The organism is Streptococcus plurextorum DSM 22810 (assembly GCF_000423745.1).
GTDB classification, from domain to species: domain Bacteria; phylum Bacillota; class Bacilli; order Lactobacillales; family Streptococcaceae; genus Streptococcus; species Streptococcus plurextorum.
In genome coordinates this window covers 236,633-262,665 of sequence record NZ_AUIO01000001.1, presented here as the reverse complement: position 1 = coordinate 262,665, position 26,033 = coordinate 236,633, and the positions used below count along the sequence as shown (strand labels likewise).

20 protein-coding genes are annotated in these 26,033 nt (G+C 40.5%); 17 read left to right on the top strand and 3 right to left on the bottom strand.

Going from position 1 to position 26,033, the window contains the following annotated elements:
* Nucleotides 1-9: 9 nt before the first annotated feature.
* The 5 genes from G575_RS0101300 to ptsP all read left to right on the top strand — a co-directional run bounded on the left by G575_RS0101300 (nt 10) and on the right by ptsP (nt 4,379).
* The gene (locus G575_RS0101300; RefSeq protein ID WP_027971130.1) at nt 10-852 is read left to right on the top strand and encodes a DegV family protein; all 843 of its coding nucleotides are present in this window, start codon (nt 10-12) and stop codon (nt 850-852) included.
* Entirely contained in the window at nt 845-1,684 is an 840-nt protein-coding gene (locus tag G575_RS0101295; RefSeq protein WP_027971129.1) for an SGNH/GDSL hydrolase family protein, read from the top strand. Before G575_RS0101300 ends, G575_RS0101295 begins: the two co-directional genes overlap by 8 nt.
* On the top strand, nt 1,659-2,273 hold the full coding sequence (locus tag G575_RS0101290) for a YpmS family protein (RefSeq protein WP_027971128.1): 615 nt from the start codon (nt 1,659-1,661) through the stop codon (nt 2,271-2,273). Before G575_RS0101295 ends, G575_RS0101290 begins: the two co-directional genes overlap by 26 nt.
* Nucleotides 2,274-2,377: 104 nt before the next feature.
* Complete coding sequence (locus G575_RS0101285) at nt 2,378-2,641, top strand: phosphocarrier protein HPr (protein WP_027971127.1); 264 nt, start codon at nt 2,378-2,380, stop codon at nt 2,639-2,641.
* A 4-nt stretch (nt 2,642-2,645) separates the two neighbouring features.
* Nucleotides 2,646-4,379 (top strand): phosphoenolpyruvate--protein phosphotransferase, encoded by a 1,734-nt coding sequence (gene ptsP, locus G575_RS0101280; RefSeq protein WP_027971126.1) that lies wholly within the window; start codon nt 2,646-2,648, stop codon nt 4,377-4,379.
* Nucleotides 4,380-4,493: 114 nt separating this feature from the next.
* Here the strand turns inward: ptsP and G575_RS0101275 are convergent, their stop codons facing one another.
* Nucleotides 4,494-5,144, bottom strand: a complete 651-nt coding sequence (locus tag G575_RS0101275; RefSeq protein ID WP_037622429.1) for a DNA alkylation repair protein — start codon at nt 5,142-5,144, stop codon at nt 4,494-4,496.
* 79 nt (nt 5,145-5,223) lie between these two features.
* Here G575_RS0101275 and nth point away from each other — a divergent pair, with 79 nt between their 5' ends.
* From nth to G575_RS0101250, 5 genes are all read left to right on the top strand, one after another.
* The gene (gene nth, locus G575_RS0101270) at nt 5,224-5,850 is read left to right on the top strand and encodes an endonuclease III (RefSeq protein WP_027971124.1); all 627 of its coding nucleotides are present in this window, start codon (nt 5,224-5,226) and stop codon (nt 5,848-5,850) included.
* Between the two features lie 131 nt (nt 5,851-5,981).
* A complete protein-coding gene (locus tag G575_RS0101265) occupies nt 5,982-7,904 on the top strand; it encodes a fructose-bisphosphatase class III (protein ID WP_027971123.1) in 1,923 nt (640 codons plus the stop codon).
* A 376-nt stretch (nt 7,905-8,280) separates the two neighbouring features.
* Entirely contained in the window at nt 8,281-9,204 is a 924-nt protein-coding gene (locus G575_RS0101260; protein ID WP_027971122.1) for a phosphodiester glycosidase family protein, read from the top strand.
* Nucleotides 9,179-9,577, top strand: a complete 399-nt coding sequence (locus G575_RS0101255; protein ID WP_037622425.1) for a hypothetical protein — start codon at nt 9,179-9,181, stop codon at nt 9,575-9,577. The genes G575_RS0101260 and G575_RS0101255 overlap by 26 nt, the downstream gene beginning before the upstream one ends.
* Nucleotides 9,578-9,619: 42 nt before the next feature.
* The gene (locus G575_RS0101250; RefSeq protein WP_027971120.1) at nt 9,620-10,639 is read left to right on the top strand and encodes a bifunctional glycosyltransferase family 2/GtrA family protein; all 1,020 of its coding nucleotides are present in this window, start codon (nt 9,620-9,622) and stop codon (nt 10,637-10,639) included.
* A 261-nt stretch (nt 10,640-10,900) separates the two neighbouring features.
* Here the strand turns inward: G575_RS0101250 and G575_RS0101245 are convergent, their stop codons facing one another.
* Nucleotides 10,901-11,728 (bottom strand): exodeoxyribonuclease III, encoded by an 828-nt coding sequence (locus G575_RS0101245; RefSeq protein WP_027971119.1) that lies wholly within the window; start codon nt 11,726-11,728, stop codon nt 10,901-10,903.
* Between the two features lie 126 nt (nt 11,729-11,854).
* Here G575_RS0101245 and G575_RS0101240 point away from each other — a divergent pair, with 126 nt between their 5' ends.
* Both G575_RS0101240 and G575_RS0101235 read left to right on the top strand, forming a co-directional pair.
* Nucleotides 11,855-13,528, top strand: coding sequence for a hypothetical protein (locus tag G575_RS0101240; RefSeq protein WP_027971118.1), 1,674 nt, complete (start codon nt 11,855-11,857; stop codon nt 13,526-13,528).
* A 157-nt stretch (nt 13,529-13,685) separates the two neighbouring features.
* The gene (locus G575_RS0101235) at nt 13,686-15,539 is read left to right on the top strand and encodes a family 43 glycosylhydrolase (protein WP_027971117.1); all 1,854 of its coding nucleotides are present in this window, start codon (nt 13,686-13,688) and stop codon (nt 15,537-15,539) included.
* 111 nt (nt 15,540-15,650) lie between these two features.
* On the opposite strand, the gene G575_RS0101230 is transcribed toward G575_RS0101235, so the two are convergent.
* Nucleotides 15,651-16,862, bottom strand: a complete 1,212-nt coding sequence (locus G575_RS0101230) for an AraC family transcriptional regulator (RefSeq protein ID WP_027971116.1) — start codon at nt 16,860-16,862, stop codon at nt 15,651-15,653.
* A gap of 164 nt (nt 16,863-17,026) precedes the next feature.
* On the opposite strand from G575_RS0101230, the gene G575_RS0101225 reads away from it, so the two are divergent.
* The 5 genes from G575_RS0101225 to G575_RS0101205 all read left to right on the top strand — a co-directional run bounded on the left by G575_RS0101225 (nt 17,027) and on the right by G575_RS0101205 (nt 25,990).
* Entirely contained in the window at nt 17,027-18,550 is a 1,524-nt protein-coding gene (locus G575_RS0101225; RefSeq protein ID WP_027971115.1) for an MFS transporter, read from the top strand.
* A gap of 65 nt (nt 18,551-18,615) precedes the next feature.
* On the top strand, nt 18,616-20,805 hold the full coding sequence (locus G575_RS0101220) for a glycoside hydrolase family 2 protein (protein WP_027971114.1): 2,190 nt from the start codon (nt 18,616-18,618) through the stop codon (nt 20,803-20,805).
* Between the two features lie 7 nt (nt 20,806-20,812).
* The gene (locus G575_RS0101215) at nt 20,813-22,444 is read left to right on the top strand and encodes a GH35 family beta-galactosidase (RefSeq protein WP_027971113.1); all 1,632 of its coding nucleotides are present in this window, start codon (nt 20,813-20,815) and stop codon (nt 22,442-22,444) included.
* 37 nt (nt 22,445-22,481) lie between these two features.
* Nucleotides 22,482-25,148 (top strand): family 78 glycoside hydrolase catalytic domain, encoded by a 2,667-nt coding sequence (locus G575_RS0101210; protein ID WP_027971112.1) that lies wholly within the window; start codon nt 22,482-22,484, stop codon nt 25,146-25,148.
* The gene (locus tag G575_RS0101205; protein WP_027971111.1) at nt 25,145-25,990 is read left to right on the top strand and encodes a sugar phosphate isomerase/epimerase family protein; all 846 of its coding nucleotides are present in this window, start codon (nt 25,145-25,147) and stop codon (nt 25,988-25,990) included. Before G575_RS0101210 ends, G575_RS0101205 begins: the two co-directional genes overlap by 4 nt.
* The last annotated feature ends 43 nt before the right edge of the window (nt 25,991-26,033 follow it).

Here is a 26,033-nt window from a genome sequence, read left to right as displayed (position 1 = left end):
CAAATAGGTATTAGTATGATAAAAATTATGACAGACTCTTCAGTGACCATTGAACCTGAGTTGGTTGAAGAATTAGGAATCACCGTTGTTCCCTTGTCGGTCATGGTTGATGGCCAGTTATATTCGGATGCGGACCTTAAGGAGGAAGGAAAGTTTCTTGGCCTAATGCAGGCAAGTAAAGAACTTCCCAAAACCAGCCAACCTCCAGTAGGTGTTTTTGCAGAAGCTTATGAGGATTTGGTCAATAGCGGAGCTGAGCACATTGTTGCTATTCATTTAACACATGCCTTGTCTGGTACGATTGAAGCTTCTCGTCAAGGTGCTGCCATCGCAGAAGCGCCAGCAACGATTATTGATTCGACTTTCACGGATCAATCCATGAAATTTCAGGTAGTAGAAGCGGCACGTTTAGCCAAAACAGGAGCCGATTTAGAGACCATTTTGGAAAAAATCGAAGACATCAGACAAAAAACAGAACTGTTCATTGGCGTATCCACGCTTGAAAACTTGGTTAAGGGAGGGCGAATTGGGCGTGTGGCAGGCATGTTAAGCTCACTTCTTAACATCAAAGTAATGATGGAGTTAAAAGACCATGAGCTAAAACCTATTGCTAAAGGTCGAGGAACAAAGACCTTTACCAAGTGGCTCGAGTCTTGGAAAGAACAGGTCGGTTCCCGTAAAATTGCCGAAATTGGGATTTCCTACTCAGGTACCATTAATTTTGCCAATAGTTTAAAAGAAAGTCTGCGTGATGTGGTGGATGTGACACAGATTTCGGTTTTAGAAACAGGGTCAATCATTCAGACCCATACAGGCGAGGGAGCCTTTGCAGTAATGGTGCGCTATGAATAAAGAACGTCTGATAGCCAATACATTATTTTTCGCTGTTAGCTTTATGATTTTCTTTGCTTTTTTCAATTGGATAATTCCAAAGTCGGACACCAAATTAACCAAAAGAGATTTTCTTTCTCAGAAAGTAGAGACCTTTTCTTACGTTGCTATAGGGGATTCGTTGACTCAAGGTATCGGCGATACGACGGGGCAAGGAGGATTTGTTCCCCTTTTGGCAAATAACCTCAATGCGACTTATGGCTATGAAATAGAAACCTCAAATTATGGTGTGGCAGGAAATACCAGCAATCAGATACTAAGCCGAATGCAGAAAAATGATGAGATTACCCAAAAGTTAGCTCAGGCTGATTTATTGACCCTCACCTTAGGTGGGAATGATGTTATGGCAGTGATTCGTAAAAACCTAGCTGATTTGAAGGTAGAGACCTTCAAAAAGCCTGCTAAATCCTATCAAAAACGCCTACGGAGTATTATTGAATTAGCAAGAGAGCAGAATGCTGATTTGCCCATTTATATTTTGGGGATTTACAACCCTTTTTACTTGAATTTTCCAGAGGTCACCGAAATGCAGACGGTGATAGATAATTGGAATCAAGCCACAGAGGAAGTTAGTCAGGAATATCAAAATGTCTACTTTGTCCCCATCAATGATCTTCTCTATAAGGGCATTGATGGGCAAGAAGGTATTGTTCAAACCGTCGGTGGACAAACCACTATTATCAATGACGCCTTGTTTGAAGATGATCTCTTTCATCCAAATAATCTCGGTTATCAATTGATGGCGGATACTGTAACGGAGGAAATACGTGTTACCAAGAAAAAATGGAAGTAAGCGCCGGTTAAATGTCTGGAAAATTAGTTTTTTAGTGTTATTGTCTGCTCAGGTAGCATTTTTTGCTGTGATTGCCAGTCGTTTGATAGAAGTACGTGAGCCAGTTACCGAAACCGTAGCAACGACTCCGGCGAAAGAGATTGTCAGTATCGGCACCATTACAACGACAAAAGAACAGCTTAATGAAACCTTGTCTTCTTACATGAATGGTCTTAAGTCAAAGAATATTACCTTTAATTTTTATGCCAGTTCGACGACCATGCTTTTTGAAGGGACTTATACCTTTTTAGGTTATGAGGTACCACTCTATATTTATTTTGAACCCTATGCCTCAGAAGAAGGAGCAGTGCAGCTGAAGTTGACGTCTTTTTCAGCAGGAACCCTATCATTGCCTAAGGCAGAGGTATTGAAATATCTGAGCAAGGTCTATGACTTACCCAAATTTGTCCATGTGGACATTGAAAATACCTTAATCACGATCAATTTAGAAGAAATCACAAACAAGCAAAACATTTTCTTGAAAGCTAAGAAAATTGACTTGAAAAATGATGTTATCACATTTGATATTTACAAGAAAATCGTAAAATAGCATAGCCATAACTTGAAAAAAAATCGGGAGTATGCTATAATTTGAGCTTGTAAGGGTTATCATAGGATAATTCATAAATTCAAAAAACATAAAGGAGAACCATTATGGCTTCTAAAGTATTTAATATTGTTGCAGAAACAGGAATTCACGCACGTCCAGCTACTTTGCTTGTCCAAACAGCAAGCAAATTCGCTTCAGATATCACATTGGAATACAAAGGAAAATCAGTAAACCTTAAATCAATCATGGGTGTTATGTCACTTGGTGTTGGTCAAGGTGCAGAAGTGACTATTTCAGCAGAAGGTGCTGATGAAGCAGAAGCACTTGCAGCAATCGAAGAAACAATGACAAAAGAAGGATTGGCATAAGAAGATGACAGAAATGCTTAAAGGAATCGCAGCATCTGACGGTGTTGCCGTTGCTAAAGCATATCTACTGGTTCAGCCAGATTTGTCATTTGAGACAATCACAGTTGAAGATACGAATGCAGAAGAAGCTCGTCTGGATGCTGCTCTGGCGGCGTCTCAGGACGAGCTTTCTGCTATTCGTGAAAAAGCAGTAGGTACGCTTGGAGAAGAGGCAGCAGCCGTTTTTGATGCTCACCTCATGGTGTTATCTGACCCAGAAATGGTTGGTCAGATTAAAGAAACCATCCGTGCAAAACAAACCAATGCAGAAACTGGTTTGAAAGAGGTGACTGATATGTTCATCACCATCTTTGAAGGCATGGAAGATAACCCATACATGCAGGAGCGCGCTGCGGATATCCGCGATGTGGCGAAACGTGTCTTGGCAAATCTCCTCGGTCGTAAGTTGCCAAATCCAGCAACCATCAACGAAGAAGCTATTGTGATTGCACATGACTTGACACCTTCAGATACTGCTCAATTGAACAAGCAGTTCGTCAAAGCCTTTGTAACTAATATCGGTGGCCGTACAAGCCACTCAGCGATCATGGCTCGCACCCTTGAAATCGCCGCTGTTTTGGGCACAAACAACATTACTGAAATTGTTAAAGACGGCGATGTTCTTGCGGTTAACGGTATCACAGGTGATGTGATTATCAACCCAACGGATGCACAAATTGCAGAATTCAAAGCAGCCGGTGAAGCTTATGCGAAACAAAAAGCTGAATGGGCTCTTCTCAAAGATGCTCAAACGGTGACAGCTGATGGCAAACACTTTGAATTGGCAGCCAACATCGGTACACCTAAAGATGTTGAAGGTGTCAACGACAATGGTGCTGAGGCAGTTGGTCTTTACCGTACAGAGTTCTTGTACATGGATTCTCAAGACTTCCCAACGGAAGATGAGCAATACGAAGCCTATAAGGCAGTATTAGAAGGCATGAACGGCAAGCCAGTTGTGGTTCGTACCATGGATATCGGTGGTGATAAGGAACTTCCTTACTTCGACCTTCCACACGAAATGAACCCATTCCTTGGTTTCCGTGCTTTGCGTATCTCAATCTCTGAGACTGGTAACCAGATGTTCCGTACGCAGTTGCGTGCCCTTCTTCGTTCATCTGTGCATGGTAAACTCCGTATCATGTTCCCAATGGTTGCCTTGTTGACAGAATTCCGTGCAGCAAAAGCAATCCTTGAAGAAGAGAAAGCAAAACTTTTGGTAGAAGGTATCGCAGTAGCAGATGATATCCAAGTAGGTATCATGATTGAAATCCCTGCAGCAGCAATGATTGCGGACCAATTTGCTAAGGAAGTTGACTTCTTCTCGATCGGTACAAACGACCTTATCCAGTACACAATGGCTGCTGACCGTATGAACGAGCAAGTTTCATACCTCTACCAACCATACAATCCATCTATCCTTCGTTTGATTAACAATGTTATCAAGGCTGCACATGCAGAAGGCAAATGGGCTGGTATGTGTGGTGAGATGGCTGGTGATCAACAAGCTGTTCCACTTCTTGTCGGAATGGGCTTGGATGAGTTCTCTATGAGTGCAACATCTGTCCTTCGTACACGTAGCCTCATGAAGACACTTGACACCGCTAAAATGGAAGAATATGCTCACCGTGCCTTGACAGAATGTGCAACGGCAGAAGAAGTTCTTGAACTTCAAAAAGAGTATGTTGATTTCAACTAATATGAAATAAAACCACTCCCAAATGGGAGTGGTTTTGACGTTAACTAGAGACAATTCCGCTATTTATAAGTGTGACGGATAAGGCGGTTTCGCCTATACCTGATTTTCTAGCTTTTAAATATACTTACTAGCTTCTCGGATAGAGAGGGGAGCTAGGCTGTCGCGGTGTTCTTCAATAAAGTCACGCACCCAGTCAGGGTTTGTTTTAGAATAGTCGCGGAGGCTCCAGCCGATGGCTTTGTTAATAAAAAATTCCTTGCTGCCAAGATTGTTGAGGATAATGGATTTTAGAAGATTGGTATCAGTCTTGTCTTTTCGTCCTAGCTGGTGATCGATGGCGATGCGACGTAGCCAAAAGTCCTCGGACAATGATAGCTCTAGCATGAGATTTGAAATCCTAGCGTCAGCAATATTGCCCAAAATACGGTCAAAATAATCAATGGTATCCCACCATTGATGGCTACTAGCATAAGTCAGAAGCTTAGGGACGTCATCGAAAGTGAGATGTTTTTGCATGCCTTTTAGGTAGTCGCAGACAAAATAGTCAAGTTCACGATGAGGGGCAGCCCAGGCTTGATTTAGCAAGCTCCAGTCGATAACCTTGCTCTTTTTAGCGGTGGCGATCACATCCTTGTAGAGGAGGCGACGCTGGGGACTAGGTACACCAAAAAAGGTAAACTGATGGCGCATGTAAGCCGACATGCTGTCAGCAAGCTCAGGATTTTGCGCTTCTTCAAAACGAGCGATTAATTCTTTGATTAGCATGCTTCTATTATAATGGAAAACAGTCGAGCTATCAAACAAGAGGTTTGGGCAATGGCAGAGCTTCTGCTATAATAGGGATATGGTATTATCAAAAAAACGGGCAAGACATGTCCTTGAAGAAATTATTGCACTTTTTCCAGATGCTAAGCCTAGCTTAGATTTTCGAAATCATTTTGAATTGGTCATTGCAGTTCTATTATCCGCTCAGACAACAGATAAGGCTGTTAATCAAGTTACTCCGGCCCTTTTTGCAGCTTTTCCGACTCCAGAAGCAATGGCTAAGGCCAGCGAAGAGGAGTTAGCAAACTATATCGCACGGTTAGGCCTCTACCGGAATAAGGCAAAGTTTATGAAAAAATGTGCAGAGCAGTTGGTCAATGAATTTGGCGGTGAGGTTCCCAAGACGAGAAAAGAGCTCGAGAGCCTAGCAGGAGTAGGGAGAAAGACAGCCAACGTGGTGTTGTCTGTCGGTTTTGGCATTCCAGCTTTTGCGGTTGATACCCATGTGGAACGGATTTGCAAGCACCATCATTTGGTCAAACAATCGGCGACACCTCGCGAGGTGGAAGACTATGTCTGCTCGGTCTTACCCCCTGAAAAATGGCTGGCGGCTCATCAGGCCATGATTTACTTTGGAAGAGCCATTTGCCATCCTAAAAATCCAGACTGCCATGAGTACCCTCAGTTGTACCACTTTCCAGATTGAAGCCAATCGTAATCGACAAGATGACCTAGAACTTAGTTTTAGGTTTTTTGGTGCTTATTTCCCTACTTAACTTGAAATCTAATTACTTTTTGTTAGACTAAAGGTAAGAAGCATGTGCAAGGAGGTTGGTTGTGGAGAGATATTATCAATTATTGAAGGAGAAATTTCCAACAAGATCAGCAGTGATGACGGAATTAATTAATTTGGAGGCGATTCAGCACCTTCCTAAGGGAACGGAATATTTTGTCAGTGATTTGCATGGGGAATTTCAGGCTTTTGATTACTTGTTGCGTAGTGGGGCAGGGTTAATCAAGGAGAAAATACGGCTATGTTTTGTGGAAGAGCAGCTAGATCAGGCGCTACTGGATGACTTATCATTCTATATCCTTTATCCAAGAGAACAACTTGAAAGAGGATTTAGCCAGTTAGGAAGTAAAGGCTTAGAACAACATCTGATGTCTTTGATTCCGAAAATGATCAGCTTTGCCCGATTTATAGGGAAAAAATATAGTCGCTCCAAGGTTCGTAAGGCGATGCCGAAGGAATTCTCTTATATTATTGAAGAATTACTAACAGAGATTGAGAGTAGGCGTGCTAAGCAAATCTATGTCCAAGCCATTCTTTCGAAGATTGCTCAGCTGAATCGATTGGATGATTTAGTGATTGCTTTATCAACATTTATCCAACGCCTGACGGTCGATCACCTGCATGTTGTAGGAGATATTTATGATCGAGGGAAAGAGCCAGATCGCATTTTAGATAAGTTGCTAGAACATCGTTCAGTTGATATACAGTGGGGTAATCATGATATTACCTGGATGGGCGCTGTTTCAGGATCCTTGGTTTCTATGGTCAATGTCATCAGGATTGCCGCACGTTACAATAGCATTGATCTTTTGGAAAATCGATACGGCATCAATCTTCGTCCTCTTATTGACTACAGTCAGCGTTACTTTATTCCTCAGGATAATTTTGCTCCCATTTTAGATGGGGAGGTTTTAGCAGAATCAGAAATCATCATCCTTAACCAATTGCAACAAGCTACCGCCTTGCTACAGTTTAAACTAGAAGAGCAGTTGATTCAGCGCAGACCAGAATTTCAATTGGAACATAGACGCCTCTTGAGTCGAGTGAATGTTGAGAAAGAAACAATCCAGTTGGGGGATAAAGAATATCCATTAAGAGGCTTTCCGACCGATAGCCTAGATTCTCAGTTCCCAGCTCGATTGAGTAGTGAGGAGAAGGCTTTGTTGCAGCAGTTAAACCATAGTTTTCAGCAGTCCGAAAAACTTAACCGTCACGTAGATTTTCTATTTGAAAAGGGTAGCATGTATTTGGTTTACAATCAACATCTGCTCTTTCACGGCTGTCTTCCGCTGCATGATAATGGTGATTTTAAATCTCTACGCATCAATGGCGTGTCTTATTCTGGTAAATCTTTGCTCGATTTTTATGAGGCATCGATTCGAAAATCCTACAAAGAGCCATCTGTTCAAGATGACTTAGAAACGGATTTGTTCTGGTATCTGTGGGTAGGAGAATCCTCTTCCTTATTTGGAAAGAAATCAATGACAACCTTTGAGCGGTATTTTATTGCAGATCAATCCACTCACCACGAAGAGAAGAATGCCTACTATCGATTAAGAAATCAGGCAGATATTTGTCAGTTGATATTGGAAGAATTTGGATTGACAGCTGGTGGGCGGATTATCAATGGGCATACGCCTGTCAGAGAGAAAATTGGCGAAAGTCCGATTAAGGCTGAGGGACGGATCTTGGTAATTGACGGCGGATTTGCTAAAGGTTATCAAGCTAAAACCGGATTAGCAGGCTACACACTGGTATCTAGTAGTTATGGGATGCAGTTGGTTGCCCACCGCTCTTTTAGAGGAGTTGACCATGTTTTAAAAGGTGAGGGAGATATCATCTCTGCTCACTATTTGGTGGAAGAGGCTTCTGAACGAGTGCTGGTAAAATCAACCACCATTGGTCAAAAACTGGCTAGGGAAATTCAAGACTTGGATTATCTCTACCAACACTACGAAGAACTATAAGCGGTGCTCTATTCGATATCAGGTGGTTAATAGACAAGAAATCAAAGCGAGTTGCAGGGGCAACTCGTTTTAATGTTCTTGTCGTTATCAAATGGTGTTAAGAGAAACTCTTTACGGCCCAAAATTCTTGATTTCTTGATTACAGATTTGTTAATGGAAGTACGAGGAAATCTTCTGTTATCTGAAACGCCTTCGTGTTCAAAGCTTCTCTAAGTCTTTTACCTACAAAGAATTTTTGCCTTATCTGAAGCTTCTAAGAAGATGACAGCTGGATGGTTTGAACAGAAGTGATTTTAAGGTTTTTATTAGCTTTCTTTAAGGAAAACTTTGGAAAACTGCTTTAGAATAGAGCCATCATAAAAGAGGGAGATGAGATATGAAATTCTTCAAAAAACACATTTACACATTGCTGTTTTCCAGCATCTTGTTGACAGCAAATACCTATCAGTTATTAAAGGTTTTTGTCTTACCAGAGGCAATGGCAACCGTTGTTACAAATACAACAACGACCAGCAATACAATTGTAGCAACGGCTTCTAGTGATATAGGAACTGTTAGTCAGACGGACTCATCTTATACAGATGACAATATCAGTATTAACATTAGTACAGGGCGTACATCAGATACAACCTATTACGTTGCAGATATCCGATTGGCAGATGCTTCTTATTTGAAGACAGCTCTCGCACAGAACACCTTTGGTACCAATGTGACAGAAAAGACATCGACTCAGGCTGCTAATGTTGGTGCGCTGTTTGCTATCAATGGTGATTATTACGGAGCAAATAGTACAGGCTATGTCATCAAAAACGGCGTCCTTTATCGAGACAGTGCACGTAGTAGTGATTATGAGGACCTGGTCGTTTATGAGGATGGTTCATTTGGATTGATTAACGAATCAGACACGACAGCTCAGGAGTTGATTGATTCAGGAGTGGTTCAAACTTTTGCTTTTGGTCCTGCTTTGATTAAAGATGGACAAATCGCCGTCTCAAGTTCTGATGAAGTGGGACGTGCTATGTCAGATAATCCTCGAACAGCCATTGGTATCATTGAGGAATCAGATGGTAGTCTCCATTACATTGTGATTGTTTCAGATGGAAGGACAGATGAATCTTCGGGTTTGACGTTACTGGAGATGGCTGAGCTAATGAAGTCTTACGGCGTAACGACAGCTTACAATTTAGATGGCGGTGGGTCATCAACCATGTATTTTAACGGTCAAGTAGTTAATAATCCGACAACAAGCGGACGCATTTCAGAAAGGGCGGTGAGTGATATTGTTTACATCGGTTACTAAAAAAGCTTTTAACAAGGCTAGTTTTATCTATTTATTATTGACAGTATTTCTAGGTCTATTTGCCTATGTCTACGAGCAATTCAGCTTTGGGGAAAGTTCTTGGTACATGCGCCTCATGTTTCTAGCCACCCTATTAGCGAGCTTTGTAACCTTCCTAGCAGGTCAAGCAGGACTGTGGATTCATCATCGTTTCTCTCTTTTGACCTATAACTCAAGCATTGCCACCATTGTTAGCGCTTGTTTGATTAAGGGGATTGTTGAGATTTCAGGACGAACCACTAATTTAGAAATTCAATATTGGTATGCAGCTTTAGCCCTTCTAGCTGTTAGCTTACTCAGTGGCATTATCTTTAGGCCTCATCGAGCTAGCTAAGAAGGACTTGTATATCCCTAGAGATGAGAAAGGAGAACACTTATGTATATCATCATACCCGCTTATGAACCCGATCAGCGCTTGGTTGATTTAGTAGCGACCATCCGTCAGCAACTTCGTGATGCCAAGGTTATCTTAATCAATGATGGTTCCAATCAACGCTATCAGCCCTATTTTGAAGGTGCGGAACAATTAGGAGCCACTCTTTTGAGCCATTCTGAAAATCGCGGGAAGGGGGCTGCTCTAAAAACCGCTTTTTCCTACCTTTTGGCCAATGGCGGAGCTGATAAAGAAGATTATCTGATTACGATTGACAGCGATGGTCAACATTTGGTATCTGATATGTTGAAAGTTGCTGATGCCGTAAAGGATAAACCATCAACATTGGTTTTAGGATGTCGAGCTTTTGTAGGAGACGTGCCAACTCGTAGCCGTTTTGGTAATATGATCACAGCAAAACTATTTGGTTTGGTGACAGGGCAGGCTCTCAGCGACACACAGACGGGGCTTCGTGCCATGTCAACCCATCTCTTGCCTTGGCTTTTGAGCCTTGAAGGGGACCGTTTTGAGTATGAATTTAACATGCTATTAGAAGCCAAACGCGCTAACGTTACTATAGAAGAAGTGCCTATAGAGACCATTTATTTAAATCATAATGAGGGATCGCACTTTAGACCCATTCGTGACTCCATTCGCATCTATACTCCATTTTTAAAGTTTTCTGGGACGGCTTTGACCGCCGCCGTCGCTGATGCTGCGTTTTTGTTTCTCTTGATGAGCGTGACCAATCATTTGCTCTTATCAGTTGTTTTGGCACGAGTACTTAGCGCAGGTTTACAATGGTCATTAAATGCTCAATTTGTATTCAATCAAGGAACCAGCCGTCCATTTCGTTCCCTGATTCGCTATTTTAGTTTGGTCTTAGTTCTCTTAGCTTGCAATTTCTTTCTCCTTCAAAGTTTGGTGGGGATTGGCATTGGATTAGCGCTTGCAAAATTGGTCACAGAGACCCTTCTATTTATCCTAAGTTACCGTGTGCAGCGCAATGTTGTTTTCACCTGATAGTTGTTAAAAGCCAGCTCAACTGTGGTTAAATTCAAATGGTAAAGGATTTCCCAGGGCACTTGGCACTTTCTTGGCTGAAAAAATTCTAGTGACAAGAATGCTGTTAACCTTACGGTGACTTCGTCAGAAGTTTTCTAGAGAAGTTAGTTGCTTGGATTTCATAACAGATAGGAATCATGTGGTTAATGACTATCTTGATCATCCAAATACAATCACAAAAAAATGGATTCAGATGTTTCTGAATCCATTTTCAAGTGTTTACCAGTTGATTTCCATAACAATTGGGGTATGGTCTTGTCTGCTTCCAGAGTCAATCATTTCCGATCTTGTTACCTTGTCGGCGATGCGATTTGAGGTCAACCAGTAGTCGATTCTCCAGCCAGTATTATTGATTTTACTGGTCTTACTGCGTTGCGCCCACCAGGTGTAGCGGTCAGGGACATTGCCGTGGATATGGCGAAAAGTATCAGTAAATCCTTTGGCAAGCAAGTTTGTGAAACCAGCACGTTCTTCGTCTGTAAAACCTGCTGACATGCGATTGCTAGCTGGATTTGCCAGGTCAATCTCGTGATGGGCGACGTTATAGTCTCCTGTTGCTAGGACTGGCTTTTTCTTATCGAGTTCAGCAAGGTAATCTGCGTATTTTTCATCCCAGCCTTGGCGGTCTTCTAGGCGCTTTAGGCCGTCGCCTGCGTTTGGGGTATAAACTTGGGTCACAAAGCAGTGTTCAAATTCCAAGGTGATGATACGACCTTCACTGTCCATGGTAGAAGGAGCACCGATTTCAGGAAAGGTAATGACTGGAGCTAACTCTTTTTTATAGAGAAACATGGTTCCAGCGTAGCCTTTTCTTGCGGGCTCAACAGAAGAACGCCAGGTATTGTCATAACCTGGGAAATAATCGGCTAGGATTTCCAAATGCTTTTTAGTAGGACCTGTTGCAGAGAGCTTGGTTTCCTGAATGGCAATAATGTCAGCATCTTCAGTGACTAGAGTGTCTAGAACTGCGCGTGAGAGTTCGCTACGTGGGGACGTCCCAGTCAGTGCGGCGTTTAGGGAATCAATATTCCAAGAAATGAGTTTCATTCGAGTTTCCTTTGCAAAGTTTTTTCACACTATTCTATCAAAAATACGCGGGCGATGCGAATAGAAGTCCTTGAAAAATGATATAATGGAAGAAAAGAGAAAAGGTTTTTACTGAGGTGCTTTGACATGAAAAAGAAAATTACTCTAATGTTATGGATTTTGTGGCTATTAGTGATTGTTGGGAGTTATTGGCTCTATCTCCCACCGCTAAACGTGATGAGTAAGCAATTTTGGTATTTTGTCATCTGGCTTTTACTTCTAGTGGCAGGTGTCTTTTTCCTTATGGGACTCTTAGGTGGGATCTCTGTGGGCAAAAATGCGTGGCAAAATTTTAAGTCAGGTCGAAAAGGCTTTACAGCTGATGCGACTTTAGACGTTAAGAAAAATCTAAAGGCAACTACCTTAGCTTTAGCAGGAGCAGGGACTATTTTGCTCCTTGTCTTTACACTAGGAATTGTTAATTCACGCATTTTCCGTGCAAAGAGCTATGCTAACATCATCAGTGTGACGGAAAAAGATTTTGCTAAAGACTTTCCAGAAACGGATGTCTCAAAATTAGCCCTTCTTGATAGAGCTTCGGCAGAAAAGATAGGAGATACTTATTTAGGGACCATTGATAAGGTATCGCAATTTGGCATATCGGATGATTACCGTCAGATTACCATTGGCGATCAGCCTTATCGTGTGTCTCCTTTGGAGTATAAGAGCTTTTGGAAATGGCTAAGCAATCACCAAGAGGGGATTAGCTATTATGTTAAGGTAAATCAAACCACAGGGAAAGCAGAATTAGCTAAGTTAAATCAGGGAATGAAATATTCTGATTCTGAATACTTTTTCAATGATACCATGCGTTATTTAAGGCTTCGCTATCCGTTTACCATTTTTGGCGATCCTTCTTTTGAAGTCGATGATGACGGCAACCCTTACTATGTAGCGACGGTTTATCGACCTAAGTTTATGCTTAGTGAAAATGACCCAGTCGGAGCTGTTTTACTTAATGCTGTGACAGGAGAAACCAAGGAATACAGTCTGGAAGACCTTCCTGTTTGGGTGGACCGTATTTTTTCAGCCAACAATGTCATTAAACGTGTCGATGATTACTACACCTACCAGAAAGGTTTTTGGAACACCGTTTTCAGTCAAACAGGTGTGAAGAAAACAACGGATAGTTACAATTACATCACTATAGGGAGTGATATTTACCTCTACACAGGCATCACCTCTGCCACAGCAGATTCGTCAAATCTCGGTTTTATCCTAGTTAACATGAGAACACGTGATGTCACCAATTATAAGCTGGCATCAGCAACAGAGACTGCCGCTCAGGAATCAGCTGAGGGAGAAGTGCAAGAAAAAGGTTATGTGGCAACCGCTCCTGCATTGGTTAAGCTAAATGGCAAAGCCTTTTACCTTGTTTCGCTCAAAGATGATGCAGGCCTGGTAAAATCTTATGCCCTTGTGGATGCGGAGGATTACCAACAGGTGACTGTCAATAACGACGTTGCTAGCCTTATTTCGCAATTCACCGATGCCAGTACCGATGTCCTATCAGGCATCAGTTCGGGAAGTGCGAGCAAAGAAAAAACGGTCACTGTCAGCGGACGTGTAGATGCACTAGCTAGTCAGACCATCAATGGGAACACCATCTACTTTATTCAATCTGGTGATACCATCTATAAAATCAAAGCTAGCACAGAAACCCCAGACAATCTGGCCTTTATCAAGGTAGGCGATACCTTCTCAGGTAATTTAGGAAAAAATGGCTATTTGACGGGGATTGACATTGAATCAAATGAATAGGAGAAAGGAGTATTATCAGATACTCCTTTTTGTGATAAATGATTATATTATGGGAATAAAGGACAAAATAGAACTATAATTATCAAATATATCCTTGTTTTTATATCGTTAATATATATAATTTACTTGTAGTAAATTATTTTAAAGGAGCAGAAATATGGCCAGATATTTAATGAATCCAATCAGTATCCCTTATAAATACCAATTTGTGAAAGAGTTTTATCAAGGAGAGACAGAATATAGCATTTACCGAGAAGCAGCGGATCCATCGATTATTTTTTTTAAAGGTCATTATTACCTTTTTGCATCTATGACAGCTGGATTTTTTACGAGTAAGGATTTAATAAATTGGGATTTTCACGACTACAAAGGACCTATTCCAATTGGAGATTATGCTCCAGATGTTCGAGTGATTGACGGTTATATTTATTTTTCAGCCTCGCGACGAGAATCGAATTGCTCCTTTTATAGATCTAAAAATCCAATAACAGATGCTTTCGAAGAAATTGAAGGCACGTTCCCATTCTGGGATCCAAATCTTTTTGTTGACGATGATAATCGTATTTACTTTTATTGGGGATGTAGTAATAATGAACCTATCTACGGGGTTGAACTTGATAAAGACACCTTATCTCCTATTGGTAAACCTCAAGTCATGTTTGATTCAGATAAGGAAAGCATTGGTTTTGAAAGGCTTGGTGATGATCATATTGCTCCACAATCTCCAGAGGAGATTGCTGAACAGGTAGAACGCTTGGCGCAAGGTCTATTAGTAACACCTGAAGAAGAACGTCTCGCCATATTTAATTTCACTGATGATTCAAAATCAGGAGTATCTCCTTTAGAATTGGCAAAAATGGCTATTTCCAAGTATATTAATGACCGTCCTTTTATTGAAGGGGCTTGGATGACAAAATACGAGGGAAAATATTACCTCCAATATGCAGCCCCTGGAACGCAATACAATGTTTATGCAGATGGTGTTTATGTGTCAGAAAATCCACTTGGTCCTTTCACACTAGCACAGAATAATCCTTATTCTTATAAACCTGGTGGCTTTATAAATGGCGCAGGACATGGGTCAACCTTTGATGATGGGGAAGGTAATTACTATCACACAGCAACAGCTGCTATTAGTGTAAATGGAAAATTTGAGCGTCGTCTAGGTATTTGGAAGGCAGGCTTTGACAGTGATGGCGAACTGTTTTGTGATCAACGTTTTGGAGATTGGCCGATTAACCTTGCAACACCAGCATTTTCAAAACCTGATTGGATGCTCTTATCTTATCAGAAACCTGTCAACGTATCATCAGGTTCCAATAGCCATGCGATTACCAACGAGTCATCAAAAGATTGGTGGCAAGCTGACACTAATGATAAAACTCCATTGGTAGAGCTAGATTTAGGCCAACTTTACGATGTACGGATGATTCAAGTAAACTTTGCTGATAGTAAGCTTTCTGTCACTCCAGAAAAAGATTTACCAATTTATAAAACAGACCATAACGAACGAGTGATTGATACCTCTAGGATGGTAACTAGGTGGTTTCTAGAAGGGTCAGCTGATGGGGAACGTTATGTTATGTTAGCTGATAAACGTCATGTTGAGACAGACTTGCCACACGATGCGATACTGATTGAAGAAGGCATAAAAATACGTTATTTACGCTTAACAATTTTAGCGGTGCCTTATAATCAAGCGCCATGTCTCTCAGGGATTCGAGTATTTGGTATTGGAAATGGGCAGGTGCCGCAAATGGCAGATAGTATAGAGGTGAATGAAATTAGCCCACTTGATATGACAGTCAGATGGAATGCCAATGATGCCATAGGTAGTACAGTTCTTTGGGGATTTTCTCCAGATAAACTTTATCATTCGCATCTAGTAATGGGTAAAACAGAAGTTAATATAGGCGCCTTAGTTAAAGATCAACCCGTTTATTTAAGGATTGATACCTTTAACGAATCGGGAGTTACAGAAGGGAATATCTTATGTGTACGGAAGAAGTGAATGGAGGTGAGCAGACAGAGTAAGCGTTCGTCTAATAGATAGGAACTAACATACAAGAAAAGGCATAGAACCAATGGTGTTAAAATCATGGTTCTATGCCTTTTATGGTCTCTAGGAATTGATGGTGCTGCGATAGCTACTTGGTGTTTGGGAATAATATTTTTTAAAGACTTTTACAAAATAGTTATTGTCTAAATATCCAACGAGTTCTCCAATTGATGCTATAGGAAGGTTTGTTGTACGTAGTAATCGTTCCGCGTGTTCACATCGAAATTTTGCCACATAATTGGAGAGGTTTTCTCCGGTTTCTTTTTTGAATTGACGAGAAAGATGGCTAGGCGAGACGGAAAAATGTTTTGCTAAAGTTGCAAGGCTACAGTCCTCAGCATAGTGTACGAATAAGTAATCGATGGCTCGAGTCGTTAGGGGAGAGTAGTTTTTGGTATGGGTTAAGTAGTCATGGACAGCCTGTGTCAATTCAATGATCATATTGATATTTTCTCGAGTGGCTATCTGGATATTGGAGGCGGTCAACTTAAGTTTTTGGGCGTTACGTTGAGTAATATCGTCGATAATAATCACAGATAAGCCGCTTTTCTCTGCCGCTTTTCGAGCTAAAATACGCAAGATGACAATACCGTTTAAGGTAGTATACAGGGCAGTGTTAACGTTTCTCCAGTCTTTACTAGGTAGATTTGAATTAAAGTTGACGATATCCGCAAATGCAGCTTGTACTGCAGCGACGTTACCAGTTGTAATCATATCCATAAACCGATTCTCTATCTCATACCGTTGATAAATATCATCATAATTCGTTACAGAAGAATGCTTCCAAAACAAATGGTCCACTTGCTCATCTGTTGACTTTAGACGATGGAGATGGTATTCGCTATAAAGTGGATTAAAGCTTTGGAGAACATTATTAATGGTTTCGCTGACCAAATAGCTGGAGATGATTGTAAGATTAGATAGATAATGTCTGAGACTCTGGAGATGATTGATGGGGATCTTATTCTGCAGGAGAAGGGGATATAATTGTTCTTCTGCTGGATTTGATTTAATATAAGGCCCAATAAGGATTGGTGTATGGTCAATTAATATGAAATTGACCGTAATCCCAAGATTATCACTATATTCATAAATAATCCCCTCTTTGAGGGTAGATAAAAACTCTCGCATTAAGTCAGGAGATTCTACCAAATTGACTTCTCTGTGAAAGGAAAATAGATTATGAAAATCCTCTAAGTCTTGGGGATTACGGTATACAATAACTGAGACCTTTAGCAAGTTGTAGAGCAAACGTTGTATTAAATGTAAATCCATAACAGTCACCTTAATATATAAATATTATAGCGTAAAAATGACATAATAACAATTAAAAATCAAAATAATACTAAAAATGGCGAGACAAAACTATCGTAACCGCTTCCAAATTGGTAAACTATATTTGAAATTATATTAATCTATTTATATAAAAGGAGAACTTTATGCTACAGACGAAGAAGTTATCACAAAGTAGTGTCGACGGTGTGGAATATCGGCGTGCAAAACTTTGGCAAATCATATTATATGCTCTTAACGGTTTAGGCGGTTCAGCAATTTTTATGTTGATGAATCAAGCAAGTTATGCAGCAAGTATAGGTTTTGGTATCTCTACAGTTGCAATAGGTACTATTTTGACAGGGACTCGTATTTTTGATGCGATTACAGATCCGATGTTAGCCTTTCTTTATGATCGCATCAATACACGGTTTGGTAAATTAAGGATTTTAATCATGGGTGGCTTCTTCGTAGAAGCTGTTGCGATTTGGCTTATTTTTGACGGGATGATTGGAAAAGGAGTCGGCTCAGTTGGGTTTATTTTATTCTATCTAATGTATGTCATAGGTTATACGATTATAAATATGACCATTCAGACGATTCCAGCTCTCTTGACAAATGATCCCAAGCAACGTCCAATGGTTGGTGTGTGGACTACGGTATTCAATTATGTGACCCCTGTCTTGGTGGCTATTGTCTTTTATAGTGTGATCTTGAAAATAGCTGGTGGTCAATTTAATGAACGTTATTTATCACTGGCCATGTCTTTGACATTGGGAATGGCGCTGATTGGCAATGTCCTCTGTTGTATCGGAATAAGCTCTATTGATAAACCAGAAAATTTTAGAGGGACTAATCTGACACAAGAGCCATTAAGAGTTAAAGACATGTTGGATGTTCTTAAGCACAATAAACCGCTCCAATCTTATATCGTAGCAGCCGCTTCAGATAAACTTGCCCAAAATACAGCCTCTCAAGCTGTTGTAGCTACCTTATTATCTGGCATTATCATCGGAGATATGGCTCTTGCTAGCAAACTCAATTTGATTGTTATGATACCTTCTATTTTGTTTGCCGTTTTTGGTGCCAGATATGTAGGTAAGAAGGGTTCACGAAGAGCTATTGTTGACTGGACAATTGCTAGTATTGTTGTTGCGGTCATATCAGTTGTTTATTTTATGGTTATTGATCCACAAAGAATAGCAGGTTTTGGAATTGAGACCATTATCTATGTCATCTTACGAATATTGTCAGTAGGCACTATGATGGTTGTTTCAATTGCGAACGGTTCATTTATGGCTGATACAATAGATTATGAATTGGACCGTAGTGGAAAATACATTCCAGCTGTTGTTTCTGGGACATATAGTTTGATTGACAAATTAATCTCTGCATTTGGTGTTTTAATTGCTACGATAGCAATTGCCACTATTGGTTATGTTGATACTGTTCCTCAGCCAGGAGATAAGGTAACTGTAGGTATTTTTGTTGTGACCATGGTCATTACATATGGTATGCCAATTTTAGGTTGGATAATCACCCTTGTTGCAATGAGACATTGCCATTTAACTAAGGAAGAGATGGTTCAGGTACAAAAACGTATCTCAGAAAAGAAAGCAACCGTTCAATCAGAATTTTTTAAAACGGAGTTGACACGAGGAGATAACTCGTCGTTGTCAGGCGAAGAGTAACGTGGTTTTATTTTCTAATCATTAAGAAATTATATGATTACAAATGAGAAAGGATTGTGGGAAAAATGGAACGTGAATCATTAACAAGATGGGAATTTATTAAAGGAGGAGACTGTCTTCCAGAAAATTGGTTAGATTCAGAAATAGTAACGCTACCTCATACATGGAATGCTGTTGATGGACAAGATGGTGGTAATGATTACTTTCGCGGGAAAGGCTGGTATCGCCATGTAGTGGATACGATTGATGTGCCAAGTAATGGTCAAGTTTATCTAGAATTTTTGGGTGTTGCTATGGTAGCTGAGATTTATGTCAATGGAAAGTATCTAGCTAAGCATGAAGGTGGCTACTCTACTTTTCGAGTAGCCATTACAGAGGAGTTATCAGATCAAACAGAAATTATTGTAAAGGTTAGTAATGAGGAGAATGCTGTTTATCCTCAAAAAGCAGATTTTACGTTTTACGGAGGTATCTATCGACAGGTTCACTTGTTAGTGGTTCCTGAGTGTCATTTTAATCTTGATTATTGTGGTGCACCGGCTTTAAAAGTAACCCCTGTCGTTATTGATTTAGAGGATAAGACGGTAGAAGTCACATTAGAATCTTGGATAAAGCATGCTGATCAAGTAACCTTTAAAATTGGAGATCAATCCGTAATTGTTCCTGTTGAGAAGGGAAAAGCGAGTACTGTGATGACATTGACAGACGCTAGACTATGGGACGGCATAGCAGATCCCTACCTCTATCTTGCAGAAGCAGTCCTTGAAAATGGTGAAAGGCAGACAGCGAGATTTGGATGTCGTCAATTTGAAATGGATCCGCAAAATGGTTTTATGCTGAACGGACGCTCATATCCACTGCGTGGAGTGTCTCGGCATCAAGACTTCAAAGCTATGGGAAATGCTATTTCTGAAGAACAGCATCGTTTAGATATGGATTTGATTTTAGAAATGGGAGCGAATACGATCAGGCTAGCACATTACCAACATGCTCAAGAATTCTATGATTTATGTGATGAAAAAGGAATATGTGTTTGGGCAGAGATTCCTTATATTACGATGCATATGACGGAGGGAAGAGCCAATACTCTATCTCAAATGGAAGAATTAATTGTGCAAAATTATAATCATGCGTCGATTATTTGTTGGGGACTCTCTAATGAAATTACAGCAGCCAGTATCGTCAATGAAGATTTACTAGAAAACCATCGTTTGTTAAATGAATTATGTCATACATTAGATCAGACGAGACCGACGACGATGGCAAACGTTTTTATGTTGGAAACAGATAGTCCGATACTAACCATTCCAGATATTAATAGTTACAACCTTTATTTCGGTTGGTATCTGGGAGAATTAGAGGAAACCGACCAATTCTTTGATCATTTTCATACGACTTATCCAGATCGTGTTATTGGTTTTTCTGAATATGGTGCAGATGCCAATATTGCTTTTCAAAGCAATTCTCCTGAGCGGGGAGACTATACTGAAAGTTATCAATCCCTTTATCATGAGCACATGCTGAACATGATTGAAAAACGTCCTTGGCTTTGGTCTACCTATGTTTGGAATATGTTTGATTTTGCCGCAGATGGACGTGACGAAGGAGGAGCACATGGGTTAAATCAAAAAGGCCTAGTGACCTTTGACCGTCGGGTAAAAAAAGATGCTTTTTATCTGTATAAATCTGCCTGGAGCAAGGAGCCAGTATTGCATATTTGTGGCAGTAGATATGTTGATAGGACAGAGGAAGTCACAACCATAAAAATTTATTCTAATCTAGGATCAGTAGCATTATATAAAGATGGTCTGCTGTTAGGGCAACAGACCAGTGATCGTGTGTTTACTTTTCAAGTTCCCATAGAGGCAGAACATACACTGGAGGCGCGTGCGAATCAATTCACTAGTAGTATCGTGATTAGACGGGTAGCTGAACCCAACCTAGATTACGTTTTTAACAAACAAATGAGGACTGTTACCAATTGGTTTGACGGGGAAATTGACGAAACAAGTTTTTCTATTCAAGATACGCTAGGGGAGTTGCAGTCCCATCCAGAAGCTGGACGGATTGTTGAACAAATGATGAGTCAAGGAGCATCTAGCCGCGGAGATGTCGCAGAAAGTGTTAAAGATAATCCAGCTTTGAAACGAATGCTAGGACGTCAGACGCTAATTAGTCTACTGAAACATGCCGATAATGTTACCGAGGAGCAGATCAGACAGCTCAATCGCATTCTTCAAGGAATCAAAAAGTGAGGTTCAAATGACAAGTAAACGCACAGTTTTTACAGTTGATAATCAGCCTTTTATCGTAATTGGAGGAGAAGTACATAATTCAACTGCATCCAGTCTTTCTTATTTTGAGGAAGCGCTTCGAAAAGCTAAGAATCTAGGGCTTAATACTGTTTTAGCTCCGGTTTACTGGGAATTGATAGAGCCTAGTGAAGGGGTATTCCATTTTGATTTGGTAGACGCACTGATTCATAAGGCGCGTCAAAAAGAGCTCCATTTAATACTATTATGGTTTGGAACTTGGAAAAATGCTCAATCTACCTACGCTCCAGAATGGGTAAAAACGGATTTAAAGCGTTTTCCAAGAGCTCAGGTTAAAAAAGGGGAAAATAAAATAACTCTAAAGGATTTTTATGGCATGCCTTACACCACCTTGTCCTATTTGGGAGAGGAGACAAAGGTAGCAGATGCTAGAGCATTTTCAGCATTTATGGCGCACTTAAAAGAGTTTGACAGTGAAGAACAAACCGTTATTGGTATTCAAGTAGAAAATGAAGTGGGATTGCAAGGCAGTGATCGAGAACACTCAGACCTTGCGGATGCGCTCTATAATAGTCAGGTTCCTAAAGATTTTCTTCATTACATGAAAAGTCACACAGAAACCATGGACAAGGACGTTAAGGAGGCTGTTGAACAAGGACAAGCCTCTGGAACTTGGGAAGATGTTTTTGGTCAATTTGCTGGAGAGATATTTTCAGCCTATCATATTGCTCGATTTGTGGAGGCAGTTGCCAGTGCAGGTAAGAAAGTTTACGATTTGCCCATGCTAGTTAATTGTTGGTTGGATAAAGGTCAGGTTGCAGGAATCTATCCATCTGGTGGACCAGTGGCTAAGGTTATGGAGGTTTGGAAGTATGTTGCGCCTTCTATTGATGTCTTTGCTCCAGATATTTATGTTCCGAATTTTACGGATGTATGTGATGCCTACACAAAGATTGACAATCCTCTTTTTATCCCAGAGACAGCTACTCACTCTCATGCGGCACCTCGATTAATCTATACAATTGGGCACTACCACGCTGCTGGTTATGCACCTTTTGGCTTTGAAGATATGGGACAGCCTTTTGATGATATCTCAGCCTATCTCTTTGGGGTTGATACATCAGATCCCTTGCTTCAGCATCCTCAAGATGTTGAAGAATATCAATGGTGCTCAAAGACCTTAAATAGCATGATGCCTTTACTCACGTCAACATATAATACGAAACATTTGCAAGCTGTGATTTCTGAAAAAGTTGATATGGCTGCATCAACTCCTTTTGACGCGACGAAGTCAGCAATGATATCCGAAAATGATACCATCTTATTTGATGATTTTGGTTTCAAAATACTGATGAATATGCCGCTAGTAACTCGTCAAGACGGGGTATGTCTTATCTTAAAAGAGTCTGATAATGTTTATTATATCATTGCTAATGGTTGCATGATTCATCCATTTTCGACAAATCCTCGCAAACCTCATTACGATATTATCTCTCTTGAAGAAGGGGACTTTTGTGATGGTCACTGGCAGACACGGCGTCGTCTGAATGGAGACGAAGCAAGTCGCTTAGTGTTTAATCAGTATACCTTGTTAAAATTAAAGGTATTTACCTATATGTAAACTAGAACAGTCAGAGATTTTTGAATGAAGGAGAACAATGAAAGCGATACAGTTACGTACCAATCATATGGATAAGCCAATTGGGATTTCCCCGTATAATCTTCTGTTGAGTTGGAACTGTGAAGACGATATTTCTCAAACAGCCTATCACATTCAGCTGTATGATTCTGAGACGATGATTTGGGATAGCGGTAAGATAAATAGTGCAGACATGCAAGTTTTCCCCAACATAACCATTCCTTATGCAACACAAATACGGTGGTCTATTCGTCTTTGGAATGAGCAAAACCATCCTGGTCCTTGGGAAAGTACTTGGTTTGAGACAGGGCTAGATTTGGACAGTATCACTGTCACTTGGGTAGAGCCAGAGCTTGATTCTCTAAGGGATGACAATGATGAGTGTTCAGATACAATGAATGATTACGCAAAGCAGCAGTATACTGCCTGGAAAATGGAAGGGACAAATCAGAACACCCCACCAATATTAGCGACCAAAGATTCTCTTCCTAGCTATCACCCCCATCAGCCGGCTTCTTATTTGCGCAAATATTTTAACCATCAAAAAACAGGGCAAGAACGCCTTTATATAACTGCAAAAGGTCTCTATGTTGCTTACCTCAATGGTAGGAGGGTAGGGAATATGGTATTGGCACCAGGGACGTTTTCAAGTGATGTGCATTTAGGAGTACAGACCTATGATATTAGTAATCTTTTGATTAATGGTGACAACGAGTTAAGTATTGTACTTGGTGATGGATGGCACAGGAGTACCTCAGGTGTTGATGGAGATAGAAACCTCTTTGGTGATAAAGTGGCTGTCTGGTTCCGATTGGAGAGCAAGGGGCAATTGATTTGTGAGTCTGATAGCAATATGGAAGCGTCACAATCTGGCGCGATTCGGCAAAATGACCTCCAACATGGTGAAATTTATGATGCCAGATTGGAAAAGATTACGGATTGGCATCCTGTACAGACAAATAAGACTGGTCCTAAGCTTGTTCATCAAGATACAGTATGGATTACAGAACACGAGCGATTCGTTGGGGAAACATTCCTTACTCCGAATGGTGAAACGGTAATAGACTTTGGACAAAACCTTGCAGGTTATCCTGAAATTACGGTAACAGCTCATGAAGGGCAATGGATTCGTTTGTATTGCGGAGAGACCCTAGATGAACATGGAAATTTTACACAAGAAAATTTTAGGGATGCCTCTAGGCATAAAGAAGGTGGAGCGCTACAAATGATTGAGCTTATCTGTAAAGAAGGGCAAAACATCTATAAGCCGAGCTTTACCATTATGGGATTCCAATATGCAAAGGTTGAGACGAATATAGACTTGACGAATGCTAGCTTCACATCTATTGCTGTCTATTCGGATATGGAAGAGTTACTATCATTTGACTCATCGCATAGAGAACTCAACCAGCTTGTTAGTAATAGTCTTTGGAGTATGAAAAGTAACTTCTGTGATGTTCCAACAGATTGTCCTACACGAGAACGCGCAGCTTGGACGGGAGATGTGGCTATATTTATTGATACCGCTCTTTATCTCATGAACTGTGTCCCTATTGTTTCAAAGTGGTTAGGTGAGTGTCGCATCTGTCAATATCCTGACGGACGTCTAGCCAATATTGCTCCTAAGAATAGTCGAGGAAGTTTTATGACAGACATGCTGTGTATGTCCGCTGGATGGGGAGACAGTTGCATTCTAACACCTTATGCTCTATACAAGCGAACAAGGGACATCACGATTCTCCGTCGGTCTTATCAAATGATGAAAAAATGGTATGCGTTTTTAGAAGCACGTGCTCAACAAACTAGCAAGGATCAAGAAGATGGTCCTTATGCAAAGTATACAGTTTTGAATGGACTGGATTATGGAGAATGGTGCGAACCAGGGATAACAGCTCAGGAAGCAATGATGAATCCGCGTAAAACAGTTGGAACAGCCTACCTAGCCTACTCAGGGAGGTTGCTATCAGAAATAGCAGAGCTTCTAGGGGAAGAACAAGATGCAATCTATTATCGCAAAATATCTCATTTAGCCAAAAAAGCTTACCGCCACGCCTTTACCCATGATGGGCGAATTAAAAGCGACCGTCAAGCAGAGTACGTCAGGGCACTTGCTTTCGATCTTTTATCTGACGAAGAAGCTAGGGTTGCTGCTTCTGATTTAAACGATCTAGTCATGGCTAATGATTATCATCTCAATACAGGCTTTTTATCTACCCCGTATCTTTGTAAGGTGCTTTCTGATTACGGATTTGTGGAAACAGCCTATCGTTTGCTACTACAGGACACAGCGCCAAGTTGGCTATTTGCTATCAAAAAAGGAGCTAATACCATTTGGGAGACTTGGGATGGTATTGACGAATCAGGAAGACCCTCAGAGTCTCTAAATCATTATGCCTATGGTGCAATATGTCAGTGGATTTTTGAGGATTTATGCGGAATTCGTTATGAATTTGGCAAATTGATGATACACCCTAAACCTTATCCTCTTTTAGAGCACATAAGTATGACATATAAAGCACCGTGTGGAGTCGTAACGAGTGGATGGAAGTATAGTGGAAATGAGATTATTTACACTGTTACCGTTCCTACTAATGTTACAGCAGAATTTATGACATCAACGGGTCAAAAACATCTCCTTACTTCAGGAATTCATACCATTATAGAGAAAGGAATGGACGTCTTATGACAAGAACCGCTATTCAACAATTCCAACTCAGAAAACACTTCTCTAGTCAAGGTCATGCTCAAGAAACGTTGAGAGCTATTGAAGAGATGGGATTTGATGGCATTGAACTTAATGGTTTTATGATTCGGAAGTTGCCATGGACTATTCGTTTATTGACACAAATGGCTGGCATGGGGATTGGTGCTAGTGGCAACCTAAACTGGGAACAGTTGCTGAGTGAGACTTCTTTGAAGGTTGTAGCACTCCATGAAAACCTAGGACATGTTTTGGAAAATCCTCGTGATATTGTGGCTGAAGCCAAGGTTTTAGGGACAAAAAATATTGTTATCACAGGGATGCGAAAGTTTGACTATTCGGATGAAAAGGCGGTACTAGAGTTAGCTAATCAACTTAATACAGCAGGTCATCAGTTAGCTGAACAAGGGCTCAGTCTCTCTTATCATAATCATAATTGTGAATTTCAGAAGGTAAATGGGGTGCAAACAGCATTCGACTTACTATTAGAAAAGACAGATGAAAAATGGTTGAATTTTGAAGTAGATGCCTTTTGGGCAGTAGAAGCAGGTGTGGATATTATTCAATTATTGAAAAAAGTAGGCCATCGCCAATCCTTTGTACACCTCACAGACCGTGGTTATCGTCCTAAGGGGAAAACAGGATCTATTTTAAAATCAGATTGTTTAGAGTTAGGAACAGGTAACATGAACTTAAATGGTATTCTACAGCAAAGCAAACAAAATCGAGTTGATAGTCTTATTATCGAAACTCATCGTAACTGGATCAATCAGTCGGCATTAGATTCTGCCAAATTAAGTATAGAGTATTTAAATAAAATCATGTGAATAGAAAAAGGCTTAAAACAATTGTGACTACAGTGTTGTTTTA